The sequence below is a fragment of the Citrobacter sp. Ce104 genome (genome assembly GCF_030334595.1).
GTDB classification, from domain to species: domain Bacteria; phylum Pseudomonadota; class Gammaproteobacteria; order Enterobacterales; family Enterobacteriaceae; genus Citrobacter; species Citrobacter europaeus.
Window position 1 is genome coordinate 306761 of record NZ_JAOWDP010000066.1, and the last position, 26719, is coordinate 333479.

Below are 26719 nucleotides of genomic sequence, written 5' to 3' on the forward strand. Positions count from 1 at the left end.
AACTAAGGAACACCATGAATACGTTGACCTTCCTGCTCTCAACGGTAATTGAGCTGTATACCATGGCGCTGCTGCTGCGCGTGTGGATGCAATGGTCTCGCTGCGATTTTTACAACCCGTTCTCGCAGTTTATAGTGAAAATCACTCAGCCTATTATTGGGCCGTTACGCCGCATTATTCCCCCGATGGGGCCGATCGACAGCGCATCGGCATTAGTTGCGCTGGTTCTCAGCTTTATCAAAGCAATCGTGCTGTTTAAGGTGGTCACGTTCCAGCCGATCATCTGGATCGCCGCCGTACTGATTGTCCTGAAGACCATCGGATTGCTGATTTTCTGGGTACTGTTGGTGATGGCGATTATGAGCTGGGTCAGCCAGGGCCGCAGCCCCGTGGAGTACGTGCTGATTCAACTGGCAGATCCGCTGCTGCGCCCTATCCGTCGCATACTTCCAGGCATGGGCGGGATCGATTTCTCGCCAATGATTCTGGTTCTGCTGCTCTATGTCATTAATATGGGCATCGCAGAAGTGTTACAGGCGACAGGCAACATGCTGCTGCCGGGGCTGTGGATGGCGCTATGAGTGCCGTTACACCCTGCGACGACGGTCTGGTTTTACGGCTCTACATTCAGCCTAAAGCCAGCCGTGACAGTATTGTGGGTTTACATGGCGACGAGCTAAAAGTCGCCATTACCGCCCCACCGGTTGATGGACAAGCCAATAGCCATCTGGTGAAGTTTCTCGGTAAACAGTTCCGCGTAGCAAAAAGCCAGGTCGTCATTGAGAAGGGCGAGCTTGGTCGTCACAAACAGGTTAAAATCATTCATCCGCAACAGATCCCGCCCGAAATTGCGGCGCTAACTGATTAGGTATCCCATGCAAAAAGTTGTCCTCGCGACCGGCAATGCCGGTAAAGTGCGTGAACTCGCCTCTCTTCTGAGTGATTTCGGTCTTGATGTTGTTGCCCAAACGGATCTGGGTGTTGATTCTGCAGAAGAGACCGGACTGACGTTTATTGAGAACGCCATTCTGAAGGCGCGTCATGCCGCGCAAATTACCGGCTTACCGGCCATTGCTGATGACTCAGGTTTGGCGGTAAATGCCCTTGGCGGCGCGCCAGGCATCTATTCAGCCCGCTACTCCGGCGAAGATGCGACCGATCGGCAGAACCTGGAAAAACTGCTTCACACCCTGCAGGATGTTCCTGATGACAAGCGTCAGGCACAATTCCATTGCGTGCTGGTGTATATGCGCCATGCAGACGATCCTACTCCTTTAGTTTGTCACGGAAGCTGGCCGGGCGTGATTACCCGCGAACCTGCCGGAAACGGTGGCTTTGGCTACGACCCCATCTTCTTTGTACCGTCTGAAGGGAAAACCGCCGCCGAGCTGACCCGTGAAGAAAAAAGTGCGATTTCTCACCGTGGACAGGCGCTGAAGCTGCTGCTGGATGCCCTGCGTAATGGTTAAGCTTCCGCCGCTAAGTCTTTATATTCACATCCCGTGGTGCGTGCAGAAATGCCCGTACTGCGACTTCAACTCGCATGCGCTAAAAGGCGAAGTCCCTCATGACGACTATGTGCAGCATCTGCTGAGCGATCTGGATACTGAGGTGGCTCACGCCCAGGGACGTGAAGTAAAGACGATTTTTATCGGGGGTGGTACGCCGAGCCTGCTTTCTGGCCCGGCAATGCAAACGCTGCTCGACGGCGTACGCGCACGGCTGAATCTGGCCGCAGATGCAGAAATCACGATGGAGGCGAATCCCGGGACGGTGGAAGCCGATCGCTTTGTTGATTATCAACGCGCTGGTGTCAACCGCATCTCGATTGGCGTACAGAGCTTTAGCTCCGCCAAACTCGAGCGTCTGGGACGTATTCACGGGCCGGAAGAAGCCAAACGAGCGGCAAACCTGGCGAGCGGTCTGGAGCTACGCAGCTTTAACCTCGACCTGATGCATGGTTTACCGGATCAGACGCTGGAAGAAGCTTTGGGCGATTTACAGCAGGCCATCGCGCTCAACCCGCCGCATCTTTCCTGGTATCAGTTGACCATCGAACCCAACACGCTGTTCGGTTCCCGACCGCCGGTGTTACCGGACGATGATGCGCTGTGGGATATTTTTGAGCAAGGCCACCAGTTGCTGACCGCCGCAGGGTATCAGCAGTACGAAACCTCAGCCTATGCGAAACCAGGCTATCAGTGTCAGCACAACCTTAACTACTGGCGTTTTGGCGACTATCTCGGTATTGGCTGCGGCGCGCATGGCAAAATCACGTTCCCGGACGGACGCATCCTGCGCACCACCAAAACGCGGCACCCACGCGGATACATGCAAGGGCGTTACCTGGAAAGCCAGCGTGATGTTGCCGAAGCCGACAAGCCGTTCGAGTTCTTTATGAACCGTTTCCGGTTACTGGAAGCCGCGCCGCGTGCAGAGTTCACGCAATATACCGGGCTCACCGAAGACGTTATTCGCCGGCAGATCGATGAGGCTATCGCCCAGGGCTACCTGATTGAATGCGATGAGTACTGGCAGATCACCCAACACGGTAAGTTGTTTTTGAATTCGCTGCTGGAGCTGTTTCTGGCGGAGTAATACGGTAACGATGTAGGCCGGATAAGGCCTTGAGCCGCCATCCGACAAATTGCCTGATGGCGCTGCGCTTATCAGACCTACAGGGTTAGGGCGATAAGCGCAGCCACCTTCATCGATTAATACTGATTAAACATTTCCTGGATCTGCTTAGGATCCTTGGTTTGGGTCAGCGCAAGCTGCAGCAGAACACGCGCTTTTTGCGGGTTCAGAGAGCCTGAAGCCACAAAGCCGTATTTTGCATCATCAATTTCAGCATCCTGCGTGGTGGAGCCGGTTGGTACACGGGATGAACGCACTACAACGGTACCTTTGTGCGCGGCAGTTGCCAGCGTATCGAAAATGGTTTTATACAGGTTACCGTTACCTACACCCGCACTGACGATCCCGGCGTAACCCGCGTCCACCAGCGCTTTTGCCGGCAGATCGGATGCGTTAGCGTAGTTGTAAACAATCCCAACTTTCGGCAACTCGGTCAGCTTAGAAACATCGAACGGCGTGGATGTGGTGTGCTGACGCGCAGGCGTACGCTGGTAGTCAATCTTACCGTTATGGATGTAGCCCAGCGGGCCATAGTTAACGGATTTGAAGGTGGCGACATCGGTAGTGTTGGTTTTGGTCACGTCGCGACCATCCATAACGGTGTCGTTCATCACCACCAGCACGCCACGGTTGGCAGAGGCTTTGTCTGCTGCGGTAACCACTGCGTTATACAGATTGAACGGGCCATCAGCGCTCATACCTGTAGACGGACGCATTGCGCCGACCAGCACCACCGGCTTGTTGCACTTGACGGTCAGGTCGAGGAAATAGGCGGTTTCTTCCATGGTATCCGTACCATGAGTTACCACGAAGCCGTCGGTTTTATCACACTCGGTATTAATCTTTTTCGCCAGTGTTAACCAGACTTCGTCATTCATATCCTGGGAGCCGATGTTCACCACCTGCTCGCCTTTCACAACGGCGATATCTTTCAACTGAGGTACGGCATCAACCAGATTTTCTACGCCGACCTTGCCTGCCGTGTAGTTAGATTTTGTCGCGGAATCACCGCCGCCGGCAATCGTTCCGCCAGTAGCTAAAATGGTGATGTTTGGCAATGCCAGCGCCGCGCCGCTGAAACCCATAACCAGTGCGGCAAGTGCCGTTCTCTTGAAAAACTCCATGTTATTTCTCCAGTTACTTGAATTTGCAGCATTATGTCTATCTTACAGATGAATAATGTGACGCCATCCAATTAACCAGATTTATATCTCCATCAAATTGTTATTCTTAGAGATGGATATCAAAAAAACAGAAAAGTACAAAATAAAACGGCACAGAATGTTTCTGTGCCGTTAAAAAGAGGTGAAGATTATTTCAGAGCGCTAACCAGCGTTTTACGATCGTTTTCCAGCGTCACGACGCGGGCGCAAACATCTTTACCAAACTGCTGGAAGTCTTGTTCCTGATTCTTCCATTCGTTCTGAATTGAGGTCTGCAAACCGCCGAGGCTTCCGAGTACGCCCTGCAGCGGATTACCACCGCCTTTGAGCACGGCTTTCGCCCCCATCTCGTTGATGCTGTCCTGTAAAATACCGCCCATCGCCTGATTCACCAGCTGTTGTCCATCCGCGCGAACCTGATCAATCGCCTTATAATGGAAGGTCAGGCCGTCAGTACGATGCTCAATGATGCGGTTCATCTGCGCTTTCAACTGCGCATCCAGCTTGGTTAAGCGGCCACGCATGTTGCTGCTTTCGCCGACCTCTTTGGCGATGATTTTGTCCAGCGCCACGCGACCTTTCTCCACGCGCGCTCTGGCACCTTCATCAATCCATGGCAGGCTACTACGCAACGCCGCCTGATAATCTTTGGCCTGCTCACGCTGTGCGGCGTTCAGGTTGTACTGTTTACCGTTAAAGGTAACATCACCGGACTGGGTAATAACCAGGTCGCCGTTCTCCCCCTTCACCTGCACAGTTTGTGGGCTCAAAATCACATCGTCACGCGGGGTGACGCTGCACTGATAATCGGCATGTGCGGCCATCGCCGTGAACGTTAGGACTGCCGCCAGCAGCGTTTTGCGCATCATATCTTTCCCTCAATACAAATCGGGCCGGCATTTGCCGACCCTGTGCTACTTAGTCCCACCAAATATCGAAAAGTTCGCTGGTACGCACTTCTTCAAGTTTGTGTTCTTCCAGCCACTTACGCACGATAGCCTGATGTTCTTCGGTGCATTTGCCGATTTCCTGCAGACAGATCAGACCTTCCCAGGCCAGATAGCCGCTGCCGTCAAAGGCCAGTTTGTTCGGTTCGATAACTTCATTGATAAAGTCATCAACGATTTGATCGACCTGCTCTCCGGATGTACCTTCCGGGAAACGCCATGCAACCGAAAATCCTATTTCCTGGAATTCGTCGATGTGCATCTTTTTACGCAGACGACGGCTACGGTTCTTTGCCATTATTTCACCCTCTCGAACATTAAGTCCCATACGCCGTGGCCAAGACGATGACCACGTTGTTCAAATTTGGTTACCGGGCGCGATTGTGGGCGCGGTACATAATCGTTACTCTCTGACTGGTTTTTATACCCGTCAATTGAGGACATTACTTCCAGCATGTGCTCCGCGTAGGCTTCCCAGTCGGTTGCCATGTGGAACACGCCGCCCAGCTTCAGCTTGCTTAAGATATGCTCAGCAAACGGTACCTGAACGATACGGCGTTTATTATGACGTGCTTTATGCCACGGGTCAGGGAAAAACAGCTGAACCATAGATAAAGAATTGTCAGGAATCATTTTATGCAGGACTTCAACGGCATCATGGCACATGACGCGCAGATTCTCGACGCCCTCTTCATGGGCTGAAGCCAGACACGCGCCAACACCCGGCGAGTGAACCTCAATGCCGAGGAAATTTTGTTCCGGGCACGCTTTCGCCATCGCCACCAGCGAAGCCCCCATACCAAAACCGATTTCCAGCGTGACTGGCGCGTCGCGACCAAACAATACTGCGAAATCCACAGGCTCTTCGCTGAACTCAACGCCCATCACCGGCCAGTAGTTTTCCAGCGCGTGTTCCTGCCCTTTCGTCAGTCGCCCCTGGCGACGAACAAAACTACGAATCCGGCGCAGCGGGCGGCCGTTTTCATCAAATTCCGGTGAAATGACGTCGTTCTTCATAAAAGTTTAGTCTGCTGTGATTGAGTTCTGAAAACGGGCATTATCCAAAGTTAGTTGCCGGATGCAAGTAAAGGAAGAAAGTGAGCAGCGGAAAGTTCCGGTTTACACCCCGTTGCCGCTGTGCTGCAATCTTGCCCCCGGCAATAATGAAACGGTAATCATGCAAGCGTCTCAATTCTCGGCTCAGGTTTTGAGCTGGTACGACAAATACGGGCGGAAAACGCTGCCCTGGCAAATTGACAAGACGCCTTACAAAGTATGGCTCTCTGAGGTGATGCTGCAACAAACTCAGGTTGCCACCGTCATCCCCTATTTTGAGCGCTTTATGGCGCGCTTCCCAACGGTAACGGATTTAGCCCATGCGCCGCTGGATGAAGTCCTGCATTTATGGACCGGGCTGGGCTATTACGCCCGTGCGCGAAATCTGCATAAAGCGGCGCAGCAGGTTGTGACGCTGCATGGCGGCATATTCCCGCAAACCTTTGAAGAGGTGGCCGCCCTGCCTGGCGTCGGACGTTCAACCGCAGGCGCGATCCTTTCTCTCTCTCTGGGTCAGCATTTTCCGATTCTCGACGGTAACGTCAAACGTGTGCTGGCTCGCTGTTATGCTGTAAGCGGTTGGCCGGGTAAAAAAGAGGTTGAAAAGAAACTGTGGGAGTTGAGCGAGCGGGTTACGCCTGCCCACGGCGTTGAGCGATTTAATCAGGCGATGATGGATTTAGGCGCCATGGTCTGTACGCGCTCAAAACCTAAATGTTCCCTGTGTCCGTTGGAAAATGGCTGTGTGGCAAGCGCCAATGCAAGCTGGGCGCAGTACCCTGGTAAAAAACCCAAACAGACGCTACCGGAACGGACGGGCTATTTTTTACTGATGCAGCATGATGAAGAGGTGTTGCTCGCGCAGCGGCCACCCAGCGGCTTATGGGGTGGTTTATACTGTTTTCCGCAGTTTGACGATGAAGATGGGCTACGCAACTGGCTGGCGCAACGACAAATTAACGCAGATAATCTGACCCAACTTAATGCGTTTCGCCATACCTTTAGCCATTTCCACTTAGATATTGTGCCTATGTGGCTTCCCGTGTCTTCATTCAGCTCATGCATGGATGAAGGCAACGCGCTCTGGTATAACTTAGCGCAACCGCCGTCGGTCGGACTGGCGGCCCCCGTGGAGCGTTTGTTACAGCAATTACGTGCCGGCACCCAGGTTTAACGTACCGGTCGATAGAGAGGATTTTTTATGAGCAGAACGATTTTTTGCACTTTCCTGCAACGCGAAGCAGAAGGACAGGATTTTCAGCTGTACCCGGGCGATCTGGGAAAACGTATCTATAACGAAATTTCTAAAGAAGCATGGGCGCAATGGCAGCATAAGCAAACCATGCTGATTAACGAGAAAAAACTCAATATGATGAACGTCGAACACCGTAAGTTACTGGAACAGGAAATGATTAACTTCCTGTTTGAAGGTAAGGATGTGCATATTGAAGGCTATACGCCAGAGTCATAAGAACCGTAGCCGGATGGCGCTGTGCTGATCCGGCCTACGATTTAATCTGGTCCTTGCAAATAACAAACACAACACGCACTCCCGGAATGATGAAAAAATTTCTCGCGCTTGCCGTTATTGCGCCGTTGCTCATCTCCTGTTCCAGTTCGACCAAAAAAGGCGATTCCTATAACGAAGCCTGGGTCAAGGATACCAACGGTTTTGATATTCTGATGGGGCAATTTGCCCATAACATTGAGAACCTGTGGGGATTTAAGGAAGTGCTGATTGCGGGTCCGAAGGACTACGTCAAGTATACCGATCAGTACCAAACCCGCAGCCATATCAACTTTGATGACGGTACGATAACCGTCGAGACCATTGCCGGGACAGATCCCGCCGGACACCTGCGCCGGGCGATTATCAAGACGTTGCTGATGGGCGATGATCCGGGTTCTATCGACCTCTATTCCGATGTCGATGACATTAAGATTTCCAAAGAGCCGTTCCTGTACGGACAGGTGGTTGATAATACCGGCCAGCCCATTCGTTGGGAGGGACGAGCTACCAACTTTGCCAACTATCTGCTGCAAACGCGACTTAAAAGCCGCAGCAATGGCCTGCGTATCATCTATAGCGTAACGATCAATCTGGTGCCGAACCACCTTGATAAGCGCGCGCATAAGTACGTCGGCATGGTGCGCCAGGCTTCTCGTAAGTATGGCGTCGACGAGTCGCTGATTCTGGCCATCATGCAAACCGAATCCTCGTTTAACCCCTATGCGGTCAGCCATGCCGATGCACTGGGGCTGATGCAGGTGGTACAGCACAGCGCCGGGAAAGATGTGTTCCGCTCGCAAGGTCGCTCAGGCACGCCAAGCCGTAGTTTCCTGTTTGACCCAGCCAGCAACATTGATACCGGTACCGCTTATCTGGCAATGCTCAACAATGTCTATTTGGGTGGCATCGATAATCCAACCTCGCGTCGCTATGCGGTGATCACCGCGTATAACGGCGGCGCGGGCAGCGTGCTGCGCGTATTCTCGAACGATAAAATTCAGGCCGCGAATATTATTAACAGCATGTCCCCGGGAGACGTTTATCAAACGCTGACCACCCGACACCCTTCTGCTGAATCACGTCGATACCTTTACAAGGTCAATTCCGCACAAAAATCATATCGACGCCACTAATGTATTCCTCTTCTGCCCCCTGAAACGGGGGCCAGAAGAGCCAAAAACGTTAACCCCATCACTCTTTTGCTTTGCAATCAGAAATTGTTTGCAAATATTTGTCACAGGTAACAAAAAAAGAGTGCCTCTCGTTGATAGAATCACATCATATAGCCACGGCAAATGTGCCTTTTAAAACATTCATCCGCATTACGGTGTGAGGAAATTAACATGAATCTTAAGCTGCAGCTGAAAGTTCTCTCGTTTCTGCAGTTCTGCTTATGGGGTAGTTGGCTCACTACCCTCGGCTCCTATATGTTTGTCACCCTTAAATTCGATGGTGCATCCATTGGCGCAGTATATAGCTCGCTGGGGATCGCCGCCGTGTTTATGCCTACACTGTTAGGGATCGTGGCTGACAAATGGATCAGTGCGAAATGGGTTTATACTATTTGCCACCTGGTCGGCGCTGCAACGCTGTTCGCCGCAGCCGAGGTCACCACGCCAGGCGCCATGTTCTTTGTGATCTTGCTTAACTCCCTGGCTTATATGCCAACGTTGGGGTTAATCAACACTATCTCTTACTACCGCCTGCAGTCAGCCGGGATGGATATCGTTACGGACTTCCCGCCAATCCGTATCTGGGGCACCATCGGTTTTATTATGGCAATGTGGGCCGTAAGCTTCTCCGGCTTTGAACTGAGCCATATGCAGCTGTATATCGGTGCGACGCTGTCCGTGGTACTGGCGCTGTTCACCCTGACGCTGCCGCATATTCCGGTCGCTAACCAGCAGAAAAACCAGAGCTGGACGTCTATGCTCGGCCTGGATGCCTTCGCGCTGTTTAAAAACAAGCGTATGGCGATTTTCTTTATCTTCTCGATGATGCTGGGCGCAGAGCTGCAAATTACCAATATGTTCGGTAATACCTTCCTGCACAGCTTCGATAACAACCCGCTGTTCTCCGGCAGCTTCATCGTTGAACACGCATCGGTGATGATGTCGATTTCGCAGATTTCCGAGACCCTGTTTATCCTGACCATCCCGTTCTTCTTAAGCCGTTACGGCATTAAGAACGTGATGCTTATCAGTATTGTGGCGTGGATGCTGCGCTTCGGCCTGTTTGCCTACGGCGATCCGACTCCGTTCGGTACCGTGCTGCTGGTGCTGTCGATGATTGTTTACGGCTGCGCCTTCGACTTCTTCAACATCTCTGGCTCTGTATTCGTAGAGAAAGAAGTTCGCCCTGAGATCCGCGCCAGCGCACAGGGTATGTTCCTGATGATGACCAACGGCTTCGGTTGTATTCTGGGCGGGCTGGTGAGCGGTAAAGTCGTTGAATACTATACGTTGAACGGTATTACCGACTGGCAGACCGTGTGGCTAATCTTCGCAGGTTACTCGCTGGTTCTGGCTTTTGCCTTCGTTGCGCTGTTTAAATACAAACACGTACGCGTTCCGGCTGGCACCCAGACTATCGCGCACTAATCTGTAGGCCGGATGACGACGTCAGAGCGTCTTATCCGGCCTACAATGTTTCAATGACCAGGCCGGATAAGCGTTGAGCGCTATCCGGCTTTTATTTCACAACATAGCCATACAGACGTTTAATGCCGTCTGCATCTGTCTCACTGTAAACCCCTTGCAGCTCCGGCGAGAAGCCCGGCAGCAAGTTTACGCCCTCTTCCAGCGCCAGGAAGTAACGTTGCACCGCCCCGCCCCAGACTTCACCTGGTACCACACAGAGCACGCCCGGAGGATAAGGCAGCGCACCTTCCGCCGCAATGCGCCCAGCGGCATCACAAATACGCACCAGTTCAACATCACCGCGGATAAAAGCGCTGTTGGCATCCTGCGGGTTCATCGCCACGGCAGGTAAACTCTCCTGACGGAACATCGCTTTTTGCAGATCTTTCACATCAAAGCTAACGTACAGTGAGTGCATCTCCTGACACAGTTCACGCAGCGTGTAATCCCGGTAACGTACCGGATACTTATTGAAGATGGTGGGTAGCACATCTGCCAGCGGCGTATCGTCTTCAATATGCTGCTCAAACTGCGCCAGCATCGCCACCAGTTGTGCCAGTTTCTCCGCGCTTTCTGCCGGGGTCAGCAGGAACAGAATCGAGTTAAGGTCGCATTTCTCCGGCACTATGCCGTTTTCCCGCAGGTAATGCGCCAGAATCGTCGCCGGAATACCAAAGTCGGTATATTGCCCGGTTTGCGCATCAATACCCGGAGTGGTTAACAGCAGTTTGCAGGGGTCGACAAAATACTGGTCGCGCGCGTAGCCGGAAAAACCATGCCATTTAGCGCCAGGTTCAAAGCTAAAGAAGCGACGCTTGCTGGCAATCACCTGCGTCGGATAGCTTTCCCACGGTTTGCCATCAACTACCGGAGGAATAAACGGCTGAATCATCTTGCAACGGGTAAGAATCGCTTTACGGGCCTCAATCCCCAGTGCCACACACTCCGCCCATAGCCGACGGCCACTCTCCCCTTCGTGGATTTTGGCGTTAACGTCCAGCGCCGCAAACAGCGGGTAAAACGGACTGGTGGAAGCATGCAGCATAAACGCATTGTTCAGACGCTTATGCGGGCAGAATCGCGCCTGGCCGCGAATATGGTTATCCTTTTTGTGGATCTGTGAGGTTTGCGAAAATCCGGCCTGCTGTTTGTGCACCGACTGAGTGACAAAGATCCCCGGATCGTTAGCATTAAGCTCCAGCAGCAGCGGTGACCCATCGGCCATCATCGGAATAAATTGTTCGTAACCGACCCATGCCGAGTCAAACAGGATGTAATCACACAGATGACCGATCTTGTCGATCACCTGCCGGGCATTGTAGATCGTACCATCATAGGTACCGAGCTGAATGATCGCCAGACGGAACGGGCGCGGCCGATCGGCCTTTTGCGGCGCAACGTCACGAAGTAGCTGGCGCAGATACTCCTCATCAAAGCAGTGCTCGTCAATGCCGCCAATAAAGCCAAAAGGATTACGCGCAGCTTCCAGATAAACCGGCGTAGCGCCGGCCTGGATCAGCGCGCCGTGATGGTTCGACTTATGGTTGTTGCGGTCAAACAGCACCAGATCGCCGCGCGTCAGCAGCGCATTGGTCACCACTTTATTGGCCGCCGAGGTCCCGTTCAGCACAAAGTAGGTTTTATCCGCGTGGAAAACTTTCGCAGCAAATTTCTGTGCATGTTTCGCAGATCCTTCATGAATCAGCAGATCGCCAAGCTTAACGTCGGCGTTGCACATATCCGCGCGAAACAGATTCTCGCCAAAGAACTCGTAGAAATGCCGGCCCGCCGGATGCTTCTTAAAAAACTCACCGTGTTGGTGCCCCGGGCAGGCAAACGTGCTGTTCCCCATTTCGACATACTGGGTGAGCGTGTCATAGAACGGCGGCAGCAGCTCTTCCTCATACTGGCAGGCAGCAGACTCCAGCTCCAGCCAGTCCTGAGCCTGACCGCAAATGACCGCATTTATACCCGCAGGCACATCGACATCGACATCAGATTCTGCGAACAAAAAGACCGGTATATGAAAACCGGTGCGTTTCAACAAAGCCAGGATCCCACTGCGGCTGTCCGCAACGGTAATGACGACTGCCGCAACGTCAGTAAAATCGGTACCATCCAGCGACACCACCTGACGATGACTGGACAGACGAGAAACCAGTTCACCACTGGCGGCAATTTTCATTGATTTCATAAGCGCAATAACCCGTTTCGGGAAAATCAAAAGTCCCGGACAAAGCCGCATTGCTTTGCCCACGAAATGACAGGTCAAACTGGATACCAGCCCCGACCGCCAGACATCAGTAAAAGCAGATAGCCTCTGATTTTACTGTTATCCTGCAGTGAGCGTGCGCTGCCCTCACCGCATGGTGAGTGCATAAAGATAAGTCGCAGGAAGGGGTAAACGTCGCGCAAAAAGGCGATATTGAAGGCGATGTAGGGGGAGTAATATCATCCCAGGCAGCCCCATTCAGACAGGAGAAAATTCGCGCAATCATGGCACCTTTCACTTACAGGCGCAAGATAAAATCCGGTGCCAAAACCTCACAGATAAACAAGCATTTCGTCTGAAAATAGCGGCATAATAATGCAATCTGAAACATAATTTTACCCAGCTAATTGCCTTTAGCATCAAGACGATAATGGGTATGCAGGAGCAAATGTGGTAATCGGACCCTTTATTAATGCCAGCGCCATTTTATGTGGTGGCGTTCTCGGCGCGCTGCTTAGCCAGCATATACCAGAACGCATTCGGGTCTCCATGACCTCTATTTTCGGACTGGCTTCGCTAGGGATTGGTATCTTGCTGGTTATCAAATGCGCCAACCTACCGGTGATGGTTCTGGCAACGCTGATCGGCGCATTAATTGGCGAGTTTTGTCATCTGGAAAAAGGGATCAATGCTGCGGTCGCCAAAGCGCAGCAGGTTTTCACCCGTTCGGATGCCAATGCAACGCACGAATCTTTTATTCAAAGCTATGTAGCTATCATCGTGCTGTTTTGCGCCAGCGGTACCGGGATCTTCGGTGCGATACATGAAGGGATGACCGGCGATCCTAATATTTTAATCGCAAAGTCGTTTCTCGATTTCTTCACAGCTATCATCTTTGCCTGTTCGTTGGGAATTGCGGTATCCGCCATTTGCGTACCGATGCTGACAATCCAGTTAACGCTTGCTACCTGTGCAGCACTGATTTTACCCCTGACAACGCCAGCTATGATGGCCGATTTCAGCGCCGTAGGCGGGCTATTGCTGCTGGCAACCGGTTTACGTATTTGCGGCATCAAGATGTTTGCGGTTGTGAATATGCTTCCTGCTCTGCTGCTGGCAATGCCGCTTTCCGCCGCGTGGACGGCATTTTTTGCCTGAGAATGCGTGCAATTGCAGCAATGTGGTGATAGATTGTGCAGTCTGCATTGAATTGAAGAAATTTCGTTGACGAAGCGAAGCGAATCGGGTTTAATGCGCCTCGTTGCCCGGATAGCTCAGTCGGTAGAGCAGGGGATTGAAAATCCCCGTGTCCTTGGTTCGATTCCGAGTCCGGGCACCACTATTTAAAGAACCCAGCCTATGGCTGGGTTTTTGCTTTTGGAGAAACGGACTCTCCATCGAACTTCGTTCGATTATTCGCCGCCAGCGGCTCACCCCTGCGGGGCCAGCGCGACAAGCGCGCTGTTCAACGCCTACGGCGTTAGTCCGAGTCCGGGCACCACTATTTAAAGAACCCGCCTAAAAGGCGGGTTTTTGCTTTTGGAGAAACGGACTCTCCATCGAACTTCGTTCGATTATTCGCCGCCAGCGGCTCACCCCTGCGGGGCCAGCGCGACAAGCGCGCTGTTCAACGCCTACGGCGTTAGTCCGAGTCCGGGCACCACTATTTAAAGAACCCGCCCTAAAGGCGGGTTTTTGCTTTTGGAGAATAGTGACTATTCTCTCCTCACCGAATTTTGTTTCAACAGCGCATAACGATTAAGTAGCTGATTAATCCGCATATCAAGCTGCTGATACAAAGCGGGTGATACACTCCCCTGCACTTTGAACTCTTCATCTATTTGACGTAACAACTCTTCTGTCGGCGGCGTTTCGTCAAGCTGGCGGCGGATAGTGAAAATGGCTGATTTCAGCTCCGACCCTGTCAGATATTTACCTTTACGTTCATCAAGCGCATTTAGCTGGGCGGTTAACGCTTCCAACCCCTGCTGAGCATTATGCCAGTTTTGCAGAGCGCTTTCCGGCAACGCTTCGGTAGCTAACTGTTTTTGTAACCCGCTTTCAAATACTGTAGTCTGCGATTCTTCAGGCCACAGGGTAACTACCTGCTGCGCTAATGATGCGGCATATTCTCGCGACCACAAAGGTGACAGGCGATATAAAATATCCAATTGCCCTTGCGTTGCAGCGATTATTTCCTGCTTCTGATCCTTCAAATCTGAGGACTGCTTCAACGCAGATAATTGTTCAGGCGTCAGCACCTGAGGCAATGGCTTGATCAGATCATATCCGTCAGCCCGCATATGACTGGTACCAAGAAAAGCGCCTGCGCTCGCTGCCGCAGCAACCATAAAACCGATAGCAAACCCCAGCCACATCCGTCTGGTTCCCCCCTCGATTTGAGTAGTAAAAACCGCTGCGCTTGATTGCCCGGGTGATGCGGGTTCATTGACCACAAATACCAACTGTGGCGAAGACGTCTCAACATTATTAGTCGTACCTGAAGCCGGTATTATCACAACGGCCGATCCCGAATCCGCTTCAGACTTCTCCAGACGCAAAGCGGCATTGTGCATCCAGGTAACAACAGCCTCCATTTTACTAAGCGCTTTCAATTCAAGCCGTTGCAGCACTGCGCAGGCATGTTCTAAACTTTGTTCAACCCGATACACTTTTGATAAATCAGCATATGACAGCGTTAGGGTACGCAATTCTTGCTGTAAGCGGACAGACAACCATGCCAGGATCTCAACGCGGGCATGGGTTTGCTGTGGCCATATTGCACTCCAGTGATGCGTCAGTAATGCTTCCAGAAGTTCCGTGCTTTCGGCAAGTCCCTCCAGTCCCGCATTACGTATTCTGCCGACGGTGTACCAGGCAAGTGTTTGCAGTTCGACTCCGTTATGACGAAACAGCGCCAGGCTTAACTGTTCAACCTTTTGCCAGTCAACGTCCGGGCGTGCAGGGTGAGTCAGCTTGCTAATTTCATCGCGTAATTGCCCAAACTCCATGAAAGCACGTGGGTCTCCCCCGGTGCTGATGCGATTCTTTTCCATGTCAGTACACTCCAGTCTCAAGCCAACCCTGCCTCTTGAGGTGCCGAATCAGAACCCGCCCCTCAGGGGTAAAATCAGTGCCATAGCGAACAATGCCCAGGTCTTGCAGTTCAGCATCAATGGAATAACGCAAATGTCCCGGTGTTTCCTGCTGCTGCATCGTTACCTGAATTCCTTTTAGCCGCGGTTCATACTTCAACAAAACCTGAGAAAGCGTGCTAATAAGCTGATGTGCCGTACCTGGCATACCCTGGAGGATTTTGGTCATATCAGGCAAACCATAATCGGGTATATGTTTGAGACTACCTGCACGAGTATTCAAAATGCGCTGCATATTATCGAGGACGGATAAGATGACCTGCGTGTTTTCGCTGACTGCGTGCAAAGGAAAACCACCGGAAAAATTACCCAGCAAGATGTCATAAAGTGAAGGCTGCTTGACCATTACTCGCCCTCCTGCGCCATGAGTGCCAGAGTCTGGGTATTTAATTCGATCACTCGCGCATTATCAGGATCGAGATCTTCACGACGTAATACCACGCGCCAAGAATCTTCAGACAGATCGGGAGAAATAAACATTCCCGCCACGGCAACATATTGCGCTTCGTTTTCGAATGGAATATCGACAGCTACGCTTTCACCTGGTCGTACCCGAACATCTCTCTGAGCCAATAAATCTGCTTTAACCACCGTGCTGTCTTGTGCAAATAAAGACTGATAATTAGCCGAGTCAAATGCTTTACGATCTTTGAGTTGGTAAATACGTACGACCGTCGAAAGCGCGATGCCCTGTGCATTTTTATTAGCAGCTTCTCTGGCGGAAAGATCCAAATGCAGCGTTTTAATTTCCTTATAAAAGATCGACTTTGTTAATGACACGGTACCTTCAGATACTTTTTGCGTCAGACCACATCCGGTGACCAGACTGGTCATTCCGGTTATTACGGCAAAATTAATAGCGATAATCGCCAGTCTCATCGGCTTCCCTCCGCTGATCATGTTGACTAAGGCTCTGCCAAAGCCCAAGTTTAATTGTTATATGTTGATTCTTCGTTTCCGGGTTATCCAGACGCATAACGGCCGTACGGCCAAGCTGAACTGCACGTTCGCTTTTATTACTGGTAAGTTGAGCATGCGGAAGCGCCGAGCGAGGAATACGTAGTTGCAGCCTGGCATTCACTCTGGCACCTAAATAAACGTGCATCAGCGCGAGAAAATCATGATAAAGCTGGCCGCCCGGTAACCAGTCACGAACCTCATCGGTAACGCTCGTTGTAAGCGTAATGAGTACCTGACTGTTAATATCTACGGCGCTGCGTCCCATCACCGGACGAGAGTGGAGGCTAACAGGTTGCCGCGTGCTCATTTTTAACGCCTTATCCAGCAGGATTAAGCGTTTATCATGAGGAGTCACGGTAGTATTTGTTGTTGGCGATAATAAAGAAACCAGCGCGGATATACCTTCCGCCGTACGCGTTGGCATTCTCATTATTCCCAGCAGCGCCAAAAAACGCGATAACGGGGTCTCGGTTTGTTTGCCGCATCCCGGAATCCCCAATCCGGTCAACCCCAGTAAATATTGTGATGTTTCATCTGTTCCGCCTGGTCGAAAGGTCGCTGGATAGCTGTATTTTCGCCAGATTCGGTAAAACTGCGTAATTAAGCGATGGTTAAAAATATCCAGAAACTCAGCGGCAACGTCCGAACCTTCCTGGCGCTGGGCAATATCATCCTGATAGGTCGTCGGCAGCGGCGACTCCACGCCATACAACCCCATAAAAGTGACACGAACCGTTGGCGGCAGTGTGGGTTGCTGCGGATCATATTCTGCACTTTTAAGCTCACCCGCCGGGAATCCCATCCCCGGATGAGGGCGAAAACGAATAGTATCGAAACGTGGGCTTTGTTGGCTTCCGGGACAGGGCGCTTGTGGATCCCACTGTTCCAGCAACTGACAGAAACGATAAAAATTAGTACGGGGCAGGTGTTCGCCAAGGCTCGTTAGCAACCGGGTAGTCGCTGATTGTGATTCTCTTTCCATCGCAAGCTTTTCCCTGCCGGCTGTATGATTAAAGTAAGCTGATTAAACAAATGAATATCCGCATACAATGCAAAAAAGCGGTTAAGCATTTCACCAAACAGATGAATATCGCCTTCGCCTGTAAATCCGTTTTCATCAAGCGTTACTTCGATGTCCACACCACGGAGTAGAAATCCTTTTTCAAAGCGCTGTATTTCATGTTGTTGAACATCCATGATCGCATCCAGACGACGATAATTAAGTTCATCATCCTGCCAGTTATAGAGAGACAACGTTCCTTTGAGCACTTCAGCGCTGGCCATCATATTCAGAAAGCTGGATCCCAGGTGACTCAACACTCGCCAGTGAAAACGATCCTCAGCGGGAGGGTAAGCAGGTAGCGTCGGTTTAGACAGATTGCGCACGGCAAGCGGTGTCTGGAGGATCTGCTCACAACGATTGAGCAATGTACTTTGCAAAGCTCGCCGCGGTAGCTGACCGTTTGTTCCGGTCACTTTCAAAGACAAGGTTTCATACTCAGCAAGGCGCTCCCGCTCCCAGGCATCTCCGCCGAGGATCAGCCATGTATCATACAACCCGGATACGCCGCGTCTAACACGAGTATGGTAATAACGCTCGGGTGCGTTACGGCGCATCATGCCTCCCTTGTGGCGAAAACTGGTGAAAGGGGCATAAACGGCGTTACGCGTTCGCTGTGATCCTGAAACCGCATCGACTGCATAAATTTCCGTGTGGCCATCTTGCAACCTTCGCGGACGCAGCAAATATTCACTTTCCAGACCATTAACTACCAGCGGATCGGCTTCGATAGTGAAAAGATTAATAACCGGAACACAATGAAGACGAATGTTTTCACTCCCCACAGGAAGCTCAGAATCCCACTGTTGAGTCAGTATCACTTCTATTTCAAAGCAGTCTATACCTTCAGGAAACGATATTTTTTCCAGACCGTTAAGATGGACAAACATAAATTTTTCGCGGAACGTAAAATACTCAAGCAATAATTGCCAGCCGCCAAACGCCGTATCGCCTTTTGGCCACAAACTGTCTTCATCGGCAAATCCGCCCGGGGAAAAGTAACCCTCCAGTCGAATACGTTCTACGCTGTTGGGGAGTCTCAAATAAAGAAAAGCCAGACGCTTTGTCAAAGCAAGGTGCAGTGCGTGGGTCACCGGCGCGTCACCGCTGAGGTAAAGGCTGAGGTGCGTCAGATCGGTTTGCGACCAGTCCATCTGTGGATTGCACTTTATTCGCATACGGATGACCGAGCGTCCGTCAGGTTCGGCATCGATATTCACCGCCGTGACAGACAGCGGATTAAGTGTGACGGGCTGAGTAGTACGATACTGACATACCGTTTTTTTAGGGCCAACGGGCTGTGACAATACGCCAAATCTCGCGTTAATCTGCTCGCTCATTTTTAGCACATCAATATCTGGTAAAAGCTCGACAACACTTAAGGAGGGAATGGTACGTAAATAATGCGGCCACAGCAGACTCATCAAGCCTTCGGTAAATTCAGGGAGATGATCGTCAATTTTAGCGCGCAATCGCCCCATCGAAAATGCAAAACCTTCAAATAACCGTTCCACATAAGGATCGGGTATGCCGGCTTTATCCAGATCCAGCATCGCTGCACGATCCGGATGCGCCTGCGCAAACTCTTTTGCCGCTTCCCTTAAATAACGCATTTCCGCGTCATAATAACGCAGAGTTAAATCTTCCATTTTATAGTTCGCTTATTTTGTTTTAGCCGCACAAAACGGCGGCTCTGGCAGGATCAATGGCGACCAAGCCGGACAAAAGTGAGTCCATCTCTGGCGCCAGACGCGCTTTGTCGCTTTCACTGCGGTTGGCTTTTAAACGCAGAAGTTTCAGCCGTCGCGCTTTAACTTCAAACAGTAGCTCAGGCTCCCATTGTTTGAGAGTGAGGGAGTGTGCTGTGGTATTCAATTCCCCAAGCAAATGCAGCGCGAGATCGTTGCACCCACATTGTTCCGTCAGACGGGCCATCAACAGTTGGCGCAACCAACGCTGTCGACCTGAAACAATGCCAGGACGTGCCTGAACCCAGGCGAGCGCGGCTTCAACGCCTTCGCTATCCGCCAGCACCAGGGCCTCACTTTCAAGTAGCAGAATATCGTCGTCCGCTCCTGCACTAGCCGCGGCGACTTTTTCAGTCTGCCAGTCACTTTGCTGTTGCACATCACGGGCTATCCACTCACGGGTGACATCGTCAGCAAAGGGGGTTCCATCGTTAAAAGCCAGCGTTTCCAGACCCGGCATCCGATGTAGCAGCATTTTCAGATCGCTGATGATAATCGCGGCATTTTTATCCCAAGGCGATCCCGCCCTCATTAATGCCTGATGAAGGTACCACTGCACGTCCAGCCAGAAATGATTCACTCCCTCAACAAATAAGCTGTCCGTTAACTCAATCAGTTCAGTCCAACTTTGCTGCAAATACAGACGTTTGAGCTGCGCGCGATAATCACTCTTGGGCGGCACCAGGCGCGTACGTCCGGCGCCATCTGGCGGAGGAAGCTGGCTGACCGTATCGAGCCGCACGCTTTTCATCAAATGATGCGCCGCCAGCCAGCCATCCGGCTGATCGCTTAAGTATTTTGCCAACACCCGTGCCTGTTCCAGCAGCTCACGACCAGAGGCAATACCTTTGAGGACGGGGGTTTCTGCGCTGTGCCGACTGGGTTGAGCACTGATATTTTGCGGTACCAATGCCTGAGCCCCGCCAGATTGGGCCAGACGGTTCTCCAGCGCGCTATAGAGCGCCCCAAGCCCAGGACGAATACTCTCCTCTCGCTGGCTAAACTGCTGCTCAAGCAGCATCAGCGCACCGGCGATCCGTTGCGCGTCAGGTCGTGAAACTTCGGGAAAACGCGCCAGACTATCCAGCATCCTCCCGCCTGCCAGCCATTCAAGGGCGGCCTTATAGCTGTTGGCTCTTAAAGGATGGAGAGAATCGCCATATTGCTGCATCAGGCCAGCCAGCAAAATCAGACCATCCGCCAGGCCGGACTCACCATCCTGATGCAAACGCGCCCATGTGTAGTACGTGACAACACGGACATCCTTACAGGTGTGGATCAGGATTTTTTCCGCAAGCTCAATGATGAGATCCGTTTGTGCGCCAGAAAGTTTATTCACCTCCTCTCGCATATGCTGAAAATCATCGTCATAGCCTGGATCTTCACCACCGGGGTTGGCTGCTGAAATGGGCAATAGCCAGTTTTGCCATAGCGCAGTCTGCGTTTGCGCCTGTTCCATTAGTTGCTGTTGTTCATCTGGCGAAGCCGTGCTGGCAGCCAATAGACGTTTCAGAGCGCTCATTCTTCTTCCTCTGAGGAAATCTTGCCGCTAACAACAAAAATTGCTTCTGGTAGTTCAAAGTCGCGGAGTTTGAGTAATGCGAGCGGACCTTCACCGGCTTCAGTTCGCAGGGTGTAGTTCAGCGGCAATCCATCCTGCGCAGTCCAGCGCAGGTTAAAACCGCTACTCACGCCAGCGTTATCGGTTATCTCCGCTTTCTCAAGCAGTCGGATCCACCCCCAGGTACCGGGGTTATCTGAGTAGATTCGGGTTCCCGAATTGGTGCTCACCCAGCTTAGGGTTGCCCCTGACGCTTGCGTATCAGCAGGCCAGACAACGTTTTTCCACGCTGGCATCTGATTAACGTAAGTGAGTTTCTGCCCATCCAGCACGAGGTCAGTCTGCATCACGTCCCGCGCCGTTCCGGGACGCAGTTCAAAACGCATCCCGGCTTCTCCACGAATAAATGCGACATCCGCAATTTGACTGAGTTGGTCCATCGCCTCGAGAAACGCCGGATTAAACTCCAGCCCCTGAGCATTCACCGTGTCGGCAACCCAGTGACTTCCCTGTTTATGCAGCACACCGCTTAAATGACTTTCGAGAAAATGCGGGATTCGCCCGTTATCGCTTCGCAGATATTGCGCCAGCAGCGGCAGAGAAGCCTCGCTGCCAACATCGCGAAACGGATAACGTCCGCCGAACGCGGTGTTCCAGTCATTCACAATCAGCGCCTTCCATTGCGCATTCAGGCCCGCCGCGGTGGGTTGCAACACCTGCTGCCATGACTGCTCCAGTGGCTGAACAAACATAGTTTGACCAAATCCACTCCATGCTTGCCCCAGACTGGCAGCCACCAGATTGCCATAGTCACGCGTGGTGGTGAGATCGATGGTTTTACCCTGAAACACCGTTTGCGCCAGGGCCTGACTCATGCCTTGCGGATCGGCAGCGTTAGTAATCTGCTGGAGTTTCAGCCTGACCTGCGTTACCCGGGTCAGGTAGGTTTGCAGACTCAGATGACTGATATCCTGCCCAGCCGATTGTTCATCCATCAATGCCAGGACTGGCGAGAAGGTACTCGCCATAGGGCCTTCTTCCCGCGCATGTTGGTCAATGATTTGATTTTCTTTGGTGTTAAATAGATCCTTTGCCGACTTCACCAGCGAATCCGACAGCGCTTCTCCGGTTAACCCTGTGCGTCCCTGAACGGCGAGCGTATTCATTAACGCAACCAGAGGAGACTGACGGATATCTGCAATCAACGTGAGTTGATCGATAGCATCACTTAGCGTCTGGGTGCGCTTCCAGCGAATACTGTTGAGAAAATCCAGCCAGTTGTCGGCAAAATCCGTGAAGTAACGCTCGCTAAGACGCACCTTTAAGGCCTGTGGAGAGAGAGGGTCACTTGCAGAATGCGTATCATCTCCCAGCACCTGATCCATTTCTTCCCGACGGTTGTTGACGATTTTCTCAATGGCGGGCAAAACCTCCTCTTCCCAGGCTTTGCGGGTATACACGCCAGCAACTGAACTGCGGGTATAAAATACGTGCTCTGCCCGGGTATCGCCGGTCATGTCTTCCAGACGAAGATCGGTGTAATGCGGCGTTACCTGTTCAATGATTTTCTGATACAGGGCGGCTTCGCCATTGCGGATCCCCATCTGACGAATTAACAGCGTTCGCACCTGGCTAATAAGATTTTTATCGGCTGCTATCTTCCATTCAGGATGCGCCTGAAGGTTCTCTCCCCAGAATTGCCAGAGCCCAGGGCCAACGCCCTGCCATGATGCGCGCGAAATACCCGCTCGCTCCGGCCAGTCTTGCATCAGCGCCTGACTAAAAAATGACGCCTCCATCTGCTCAGGCCGCGAAAGCATCAGATACATTTTCAACTGGTTGTAGGCGATCTTTGCCTGGGCGGCAAACTGCGGGCTGTCTGGAGCCAGTCGGGTTAAAGCCGTTAATTCCTGGGTAAGATGTTGGGCGGCTTCATCACGCAGGAGCGGAATAGCGATACGCGTATAGCGCGGCCATAGTGCATCCAGCAGAGCATCATTTTGGCTTAAGCCGAAACGGTAGTACCACGGCGTCCCATTCTGCTGACGCCAGCGAAGCATGCCTGGCGTTTGCTGCAGAGCAGACAGCGCCGTAAGACGCTCGGCGAGCGGTTTATCCGCACCGCCTGCCAGGCTCGCCTGGTCCAGACTTTCGCCAATCAGATTGCGATTAGCCAGAAAAGATACCACCATTCCCGCCCCCCATAGCAGCATCAAACCGGTTGTACAGACGGCCAACACGCGCATCCCTGAACGGCCTGTACGCTGTGCCTTTAGTTCAGCAGGTAACGCAGGGAGTGAATCAAGCAGCGCACGCCAGCGCTCATCACGCATCCAGGCATGCGCGATGAGCGATGAAGTATCTTCCGCATACTGGCTCATGATTACCGCCGCCAGCGGCAGAGGCCGATGCGGGCTGAAAAAAGTGGACAACGATTCGCTGATGGCTTCTGCGCCAGGCATCAGCAAATTAGCCATTTTCAGTAAGAAATTATCGCGGATATTTCGCGTAACCTGCTGCGTACCCTGCTCCGCCATCTGCATTGCCAACGAGGTCAACTGCGAACGACATAAAGCCGTGGTGCATCCTGCAGGGAACAAACACGTCGCAGAGTGCAAGGTTACGTCATCCCGGACGAATTGAGCGCCATTCAGCGACCAAAGGTATACCGGTACTCGCCAGCGGAGCGTGGTAAAAACAGCCTGAAGATGGCGGGCGGCATTATCTATTTGTTCTGCAGTTAAAGAGACAACAGGTGCCGATTGAACCAGTGTATCCTGGTGCTGAAAAGTGGGGGTTACCCATACAATCCCATCCAGCGGACGCCGATGCAGCTTGCGTATCGCATCAAACAACGAGGCATCTGGCGTTTCAGTGAGCGTACCTCCCCAGATTAACACCACGCCATCCCCTTCAACCCAGCGCTGAGTGGTGAGTTTTGGCACCAGTTGCTCAACCTGAGAGGCATCCCCCATCACCAGCAGGATACGCGTTTTGGCGCGCCAGCGGCGACCGTAACTCTGACGAAGATATGTAAGTACATGATTTAAAATTTCAGCACGACTATTTTTAATAGCTTTCTTTGATTTACGCCCAGAATTACTTAAACCAGACAATAGGTTAAAACGCTGAAAATAACTTCTTGAAATAATCATTTGCCATAAACGAACAATTGCATCATCAAAAAGTAATATTGTGATACATATACCAGCAACTATCAGTGACGCATTTAGTTTTTTCTCCATGGTTGAAATATGAATCAATGGATTTTCTACCCAAATGAAAAATCCCCCCGTAGCTACTATCAGCATAACAATAAACCACGTACTTACACGCTTATTATTTTTCACATCATCACCCTTCATCAAGGTTATACCGGATGAACAATAAGCATATGAGTGGTTTTATCATTAATTAATAGCCATTGTGCCATATTTGATTTAACAGCATGTTCGTTAGCACATATTAAAATAATATTCCCAACTACCGAGTTCAGCTTACCAAATGTATCATCCAACACGAAATCTCCTTTTTTCGATAACATATATCCAGATTGTTCCATTGACTGGAGTACCAGAGCCAATGTTTCGCTTTGTGTCTGGCTACGCCAAAAAAACCACGGCAGATCTGTCGTTATGTTTCCCCATAACGTCACGGTTGTTACTGATTCCCCAGGCTCGTCCATAACTACCGGACGATGTATCCATGACTGCGGTGTTACATGATGTTGAGTTAGCCAGTCTGGTGAGGCCAGCAATATAGCAGATACCGATTCGACCTGCTGGTCTCGTGGTTCAAGAAACAAATTAATCTCAATAGAAAGAATTAATGTCGACTCCTGATAATCCAGACACTTATCAATCCACATTACTCCGTCACTTTCTGCGCAGATAGTCAGATTTTTGTCATCGAAAGAGAATAAACAAACCCGACGCCAAACGGTATTAATCGTTTCATTCTTCAGCGTACCATCATGTTGAATACGGATATGGAGACTTCCAGAAAATTCCTCGAATTCTGGTTGTAACTGTCGAATAATATCCGTCAGTAATTGTTCCATGCGTCGCAGATAACCGCCCTCACTCACATCTCTAAGTTGTGGGGAAATTAGTGCAGTACTTAACATCCTCTGATATTGAGGGTAAAAAAATGGTTGAAGTTCACTCCCCCCTTGTAAAAGCGCCGCTGCCAGTTTATTTCTGGCGACTGGAGTAATATATGCTGTTGCCAACACCCCCATAGCTAATTTTCCTAAAGCAACCTGCTCATCGTATTGCTGCTGGTGTAAGTGATTCCACCAGATGACACGATCACGTTCATTTTCATAACGTCGCAATTGAAAAACATAACCTATAGAACTAATTAAAAAAGGAACAAAAAGAGAGCAAAACCAAAACCAGATTGTATGTGTAGATTCATTTTCACGCCAAAATGAGAATACTAATACTGCCCCAAAAACAATACAGAGAAGTATGGTAATTAACCAACGAAATTTATCTGGGGGGACTGGTAATTCGGTTTTCTCTGGGATCTTTTTAAGATCGATTGGCATATGTTACAGCCTTCCAGCAATAGGTAATGAGGAAATTAATGTACAACCACATCCACAACGGTGACCATGGAGAGCGATAGGCTTACCATTAATTCTGGAACCGAAATCTCCTTCAATTATAATTGTTTCGCCATGTATTGGGCAGAAAACTTTATCCAGCATACAAGAAACCGGCAATCCCATAAAAATAACGCCAGAACTCCCTTCAAGGACAATACCGCCATGAGTCGTTTTATCTGAAAGACGAATAACGCCAAGCATATTTCACCCTCTTTATTTCGAACAAAACTATCCGATATCAACTGATAACATCTTCCACATGCTCTCTTCCTGGATCATAATAATAGTAATATCGAATACATTACCATCATTAAATTTAACACTTCCTGAAAGTACACCTCTGCCACCTTCGACGGATATATTATTAAAACTATAATCCTCTATATTTTCAAAATTATAAGATTTCATTGCCAACTTAAAATCTTCACTTGTGATCTTCTCGCGCATCTCACTAGCAGTTTGTGCATAGGCTAATATATAGGAATTTTCACGTAACAAATCTATTTCAGCTCTTGCAGCCTCCTTAACGCCTGTCGTCATAAAAAACACAAAGGAAAGAATAGATATTGTTAGAATAGCGATAAATGCCAGACAGGCAAAAACTTTCAATTTTGCTGACCGCTTCTTCCCAACATAAAAAGTTGATTTTATTCGCCAACCAGATTCTTTTATGACATTAAAAATAGGAGCGGTGACACTGGATGATTCAAAATCGTAACTGTAAACCTTTCCTAACTCTCCATTCTTCTTTAGTCCCCAGGCTCCACCTAGTTTGAATTCTTTCCTCCGACCTAACTGAAATTCTTTTTTAAAACCAATTTTTTCCGGTCCAGCCTCCCATTCACTACTGGTTGATTTCTCCTGATAGCCAACCTGCTTACCAACATCATCAAATAAAAGCTTGATCTGAAACCTTCCTTTTAAACCGCCAACACCATAGATATTTTCCCATTTCGCATCGACATAATCACAAATAACAACAAGGTCATTGCCATCCTCCTGTATAGTAAATGGAGCATCATGATATTCATTTAAATCCAACAATCGTTTTTTTAAGGAAATTAAGGAGCAAGGTCCCGATGATGGCGCAGACATATTTTGAGGCATAATTCTCTCTTCTCAATTAATAAATAACAGTAAACGTTTATTTCACCGCCTCCGCAGCGTTCACCGCACAGCGCACGGTGGTGCCATCGGGATAAGGCTTGTCTTTAATGGCATAGCCACGAAAAAAGGTGAGGCCCACATCAAACCCGGGTGAAGGATTGTCACCTCCGCGGCGGACCTTCATGTATTGCCCATTATCGTCATCCAGAATGACGCCCTTCTCCGGACCCTGCGGATCCTGGCGCGGGGATTTCGCGTAATAGTCCGGGTCGTACCAGTCGCTCACCCACTCGTAGCCGTTCTCTGACATGCCGTACAGCCCGCCGGGGGTCGGCGGATAACGATCGACGGC

General features: G+C 50.7%; 25 protein-coding genes and 1 tRNA gene. 10 read left to right on the plus strand and 16 right to left on the minus strand.

Annotation, left to right across the window (positions count from 1 at the left end; translation table 11 throughout):
• The first annotated feature begins 14 nt into the window (after nt 1–14).
• The 4 genes from OGW16_RS17745 to hemW are packed head-to-tail and all read left to right on the plus strand — an operon-like array spanning nt 15 to nt 2598.
• A complete protein-coding gene (locus OGW16_RS17745) occupies nt 15–581 on the plus strand; it encodes a YggT family protein (protein ID WP_003825417.1) in 567 nt (188 codons plus the stop codon).
• The gene (gene yggU / locus OGW16_RS17750) at nt 578–868 is read left to right on the plus strand and encodes a DUF167 family protein YggU (protein ID WP_005123286.1); all 291 of its coding nucleotides are present in this window, start codon (nt 578–580) and stop codon (nt 866–868) included. The genes OGW16_RS17745 and yggU overlap by 4 nt, the downstream gene beginning before the upstream one ends.
• Before the next feature lie 7 nt (nt 869–875).
• Nucleotides 876–1469 (plus strand): XTP/dITP diphosphatase, encoded by a 594-nt coding sequence (locus tag OGW16_RS17755; protein ID WP_047408837.1) that lies wholly within the window; start codon nt 876–878, stop codon nt 1467–1469.
• Nucleotides 1462–2598, plus strand: coding sequence for a radical SAM family heme chaperone HemW (hemW, locus tag OGW16_RS17760; RefSeq protein ID WP_075145647.1), 1137 nt, complete (start codon nt 1462–1464; stop codon nt 2596–2598). The genes OGW16_RS17755 and hemW overlap by 8 nt, the downstream gene beginning before the upstream one ends.
• Nucleotides 2599–2714: 116 nt before the next feature.
• Here the strand turns inward: hemW and ansB are convergent, their stop codons facing one another.
• The 4 genes from ansB to trmB form a co-directional block, all read right to left on the minus strand.
• Nucleotides 2715–3761, minus strand: coding sequence for an L-asparaginase 2 (gene ansB, locus OGW16_RS17765; protein WP_286518667.1), 1047 nt, complete (start codon nt 3759–3761; stop codon nt 2715–2717).
• 188 nt (nt 3762–3949) lie between these two features.
• Nucleotides 3950–4669: a YggN family protein gene (locus OGW16_RS17770; protein WP_043017548.1), complete on the minus strand. Its 720-nt coding sequence runs from the start codon at nt 4667–4669 to the stop codon at nt 3950–3952.
• Nucleotides 4670–4718: 49 nt separating this feature from the next.
• On the minus strand, nt 4719–5045 hold the full coding sequence (locus tag OGW16_RS17775; RefSeq protein ID WP_043017549.1) for a YggL family protein: 327 nt from the start codon (nt 5043–5045) through the stop codon (nt 4719–4721).
• Nucleotides 5045–5764, minus strand: coding sequence for a tRNA (guanosine(46)-N7)-methyltransferase TrmB (trmB, locus tag OGW16_RS17780; RefSeq protein WP_043017550.1), 720 nt, complete (start codon nt 5762–5764; stop codon nt 5045–5047). Before trmB ends, OGW16_RS17775 begins: the two co-directional genes overlap by 1 nt.
• A 160-nt stretch (nt 5765–5924) precedes the next feature.
• Here trmB and mutY point away from each other — a divergent pair, with 160 nt between their 5' ends.
• From mutY to OGW16_RS17800, 4 genes are all read left to right on the plus strand, one after another.
• Nucleotides 5925–6977: an A/G-specific adenine glycosylase gene (mutY, locus tag OGW16_RS17785; protein ID WP_043017992.1), complete on the plus strand. Its 1053-nt coding sequence runs from the start codon at nt 5925–5927 to the stop codon at nt 6975–6977.
• Between the two features lie 27 nt (nt 6978–7004).
• A complete protein-coding gene (locus tag OGW16_RS17790; protein WP_003027126.1) occupies nt 7005–7274 on the plus strand; it encodes an oxidative damage protection protein in 270 nt (89 codons plus the stop codon).
• Nucleotides 7275–7360: 86 nt separating this feature from the next.
• Nucleotides 7361–8446: a membrane-bound lytic murein transglycosylase MltC gene (gene mltC, locus OGW16_RS17795; RefSeq protein ID WP_003825397.1), complete on the plus strand. Its 1086-nt coding sequence runs from the start codon at nt 7361–7363 to the stop codon at nt 8444–8446.
• Between the two features lie 210 nt (nt 8447–8656).
• Complete coding sequence (locus OGW16_RS17800) at nt 8657–9913, plus strand: nucleoside permease (RefSeq protein ID WP_043017551.1); 1257 nt, start codon at nt 8657–8659, stop codon at nt 9911–9913.
• Nucleotides 9914–10004: 91 nt separating this feature from the next.
• Here OGW16_RS17800 and OGW16_RS17805 read toward each other — a convergent pair whose 3' ends face one another.
• The gene (locus OGW16_RS17805; protein WP_286518668.1) at nt 10005–12146 is read right to left on the minus strand and encodes an ornithine decarboxylase; all 2142 of its coding nucleotides are present in this window, start codon (nt 12144–12146) and stop codon (nt 10005–10007) included.
• Between the two features lie 468 nt (nt 12147–12614).
• Between OGW16_RS17805 and OGW16_RS17810 the strand changes: the two genes are divergently transcribed.
• The gene (locus tag OGW16_RS17810) at nt 12615–13322 is read left to right on the plus strand and encodes a DUF554 domain-containing protein (protein WP_199994631.1); all 708 of its coding nucleotides are present in this window, start codon (nt 12615–12617) and stop codon (nt 13320–13322) included.
• 105 nt (nt 13323–13427) lie between these two features.
• Nucleotides 13428–13503 (plus strand) — tRNA-Phe (locus OGW16_RS17815).
• Between the two features lie 376 nt (nt 13504–13879).
• Here the strand turns inward: OGW16_RS17815 and OGW16_RS17820 are convergent.
• The 11 genes from OGW16_RS17820 to OGW16_RS17870 all read right to left on the minus strand — a co-directional run.
• On the minus strand, nt 13880–15220 hold the full coding sequence (locus OGW16_RS17820; RefSeq protein ID WP_286518669.1) for a VasL domain-containing protein: 1341 nt from the start codon (nt 15218–15220) through the stop codon (nt 13880–13882).
• A 1-nt stretch (nt 15221) separates the two neighbouring features.
• Complete coding sequence (gene tssE, locus OGW16_RS17825; RefSeq protein WP_043017589.1) at nt 15222–15665, minus strand: type VI secretion system baseplate subunit TssE; 444 nt, start codon at nt 15663–15665, stop codon at nt 15222–15224.
• Nucleotides 15665–16198 (minus strand): type VI secretion system lipoprotein TssJ, encoded by a 534-nt coding sequence (tssJ, locus tag OGW16_RS17830; protein ID WP_043017590.1) that lies wholly within the window; start codon nt 16196–16198, stop codon nt 15665–15667. Before tssJ ends, tssE begins: the two co-directional genes overlap by 1 nt.
• Nucleotides 16173–17261 carry a type VI secretion system baseplate subunit TssG gene (gene tssG / locus OGW16_RS17835; protein WP_286518670.1) on the minus strand — a complete coding sequence of 363 codons (1089 nt, stop codon included), beginning with the start codon at nt 17259–17261 and terminating at the stop codon, nt 16173–16175. Before tssG ends, tssJ begins: the two co-directional genes overlap by 26 nt.
• Entirely contained in the window at nt 17222–18988 is a 1767-nt protein-coding gene (gene tssF, locus OGW16_RS17840) for a type VI secretion system baseplate subunit TssF (protein ID WP_286518671.1), read from the minus strand. The genes tssG and tssF overlap by 40 nt, the downstream gene beginning before the upstream one ends.
• A gap of 22 nt (nt 18989–19010) precedes the next feature.
• Nucleotides 19011–20609, minus strand: coding sequence for a type VI secretion system protein TssA (gene tssA, locus OGW16_RS17845; protein ID WP_043017593.1), 1599 nt, complete (start codon nt 20607–20609; stop codon nt 19011–19013).
• Entirely contained in the window at nt 20606–24013 is a 3408-nt protein-coding gene (locus OGW16_RS17850; RefSeq protein WP_286518672.1) for an ImcF-related family protein, read from the minus strand. The genes tssA and OGW16_RS17850 overlap by 4 nt, the downstream gene beginning before the upstream one ends.
• A gap of 5 nt (nt 24014–24018) precedes the next feature.
• The gene (locus tag OGW16_RS17855; RefSeq protein WP_286518673.1) at nt 24019–25200 is read right to left on the minus strand and encodes a KPHS_23130 family T6SS system protein; all 1182 of its coding nucleotides are present in this window, start codon (nt 25198–25200) and stop codon (nt 24019–24021) included.
• 3 nt (nt 25201–25203) lie between these two features.
• The gene (locus OGW16_RS17860) at nt 25204–25461 is read right to left on the minus strand and encodes a PAAR domain-containing protein (RefSeq protein WP_071887387.1); all 258 of its coding nucleotides are present in this window, start codon (nt 25459–25461) and stop codon (nt 25204–25206) included.
• A gap of 27 nt (nt 25462–25488) precedes the next feature.
• Nucleotides 25489–26367 carry a hypothetical protein gene (locus tag OGW16_RS17865; RefSeq protein ID WP_080626110.1) on the minus strand — a complete coding sequence of 293 codons (879 nt, stop codon included), beginning with the start codon at nt 26365–26367 and terminating at the stop codon, nt 25489–25491.
• A gap of 37 nt (nt 26368–26404) precedes the next feature.
• Nucleotides 26405–26719: SUMF1/EgtB/PvdO family nonheme iron enzyme (locus OGW16_RS17870; protein ID WP_286518674.1), on the minus strand; the 315-nt coding region annotated here is incomplete at its 5' end.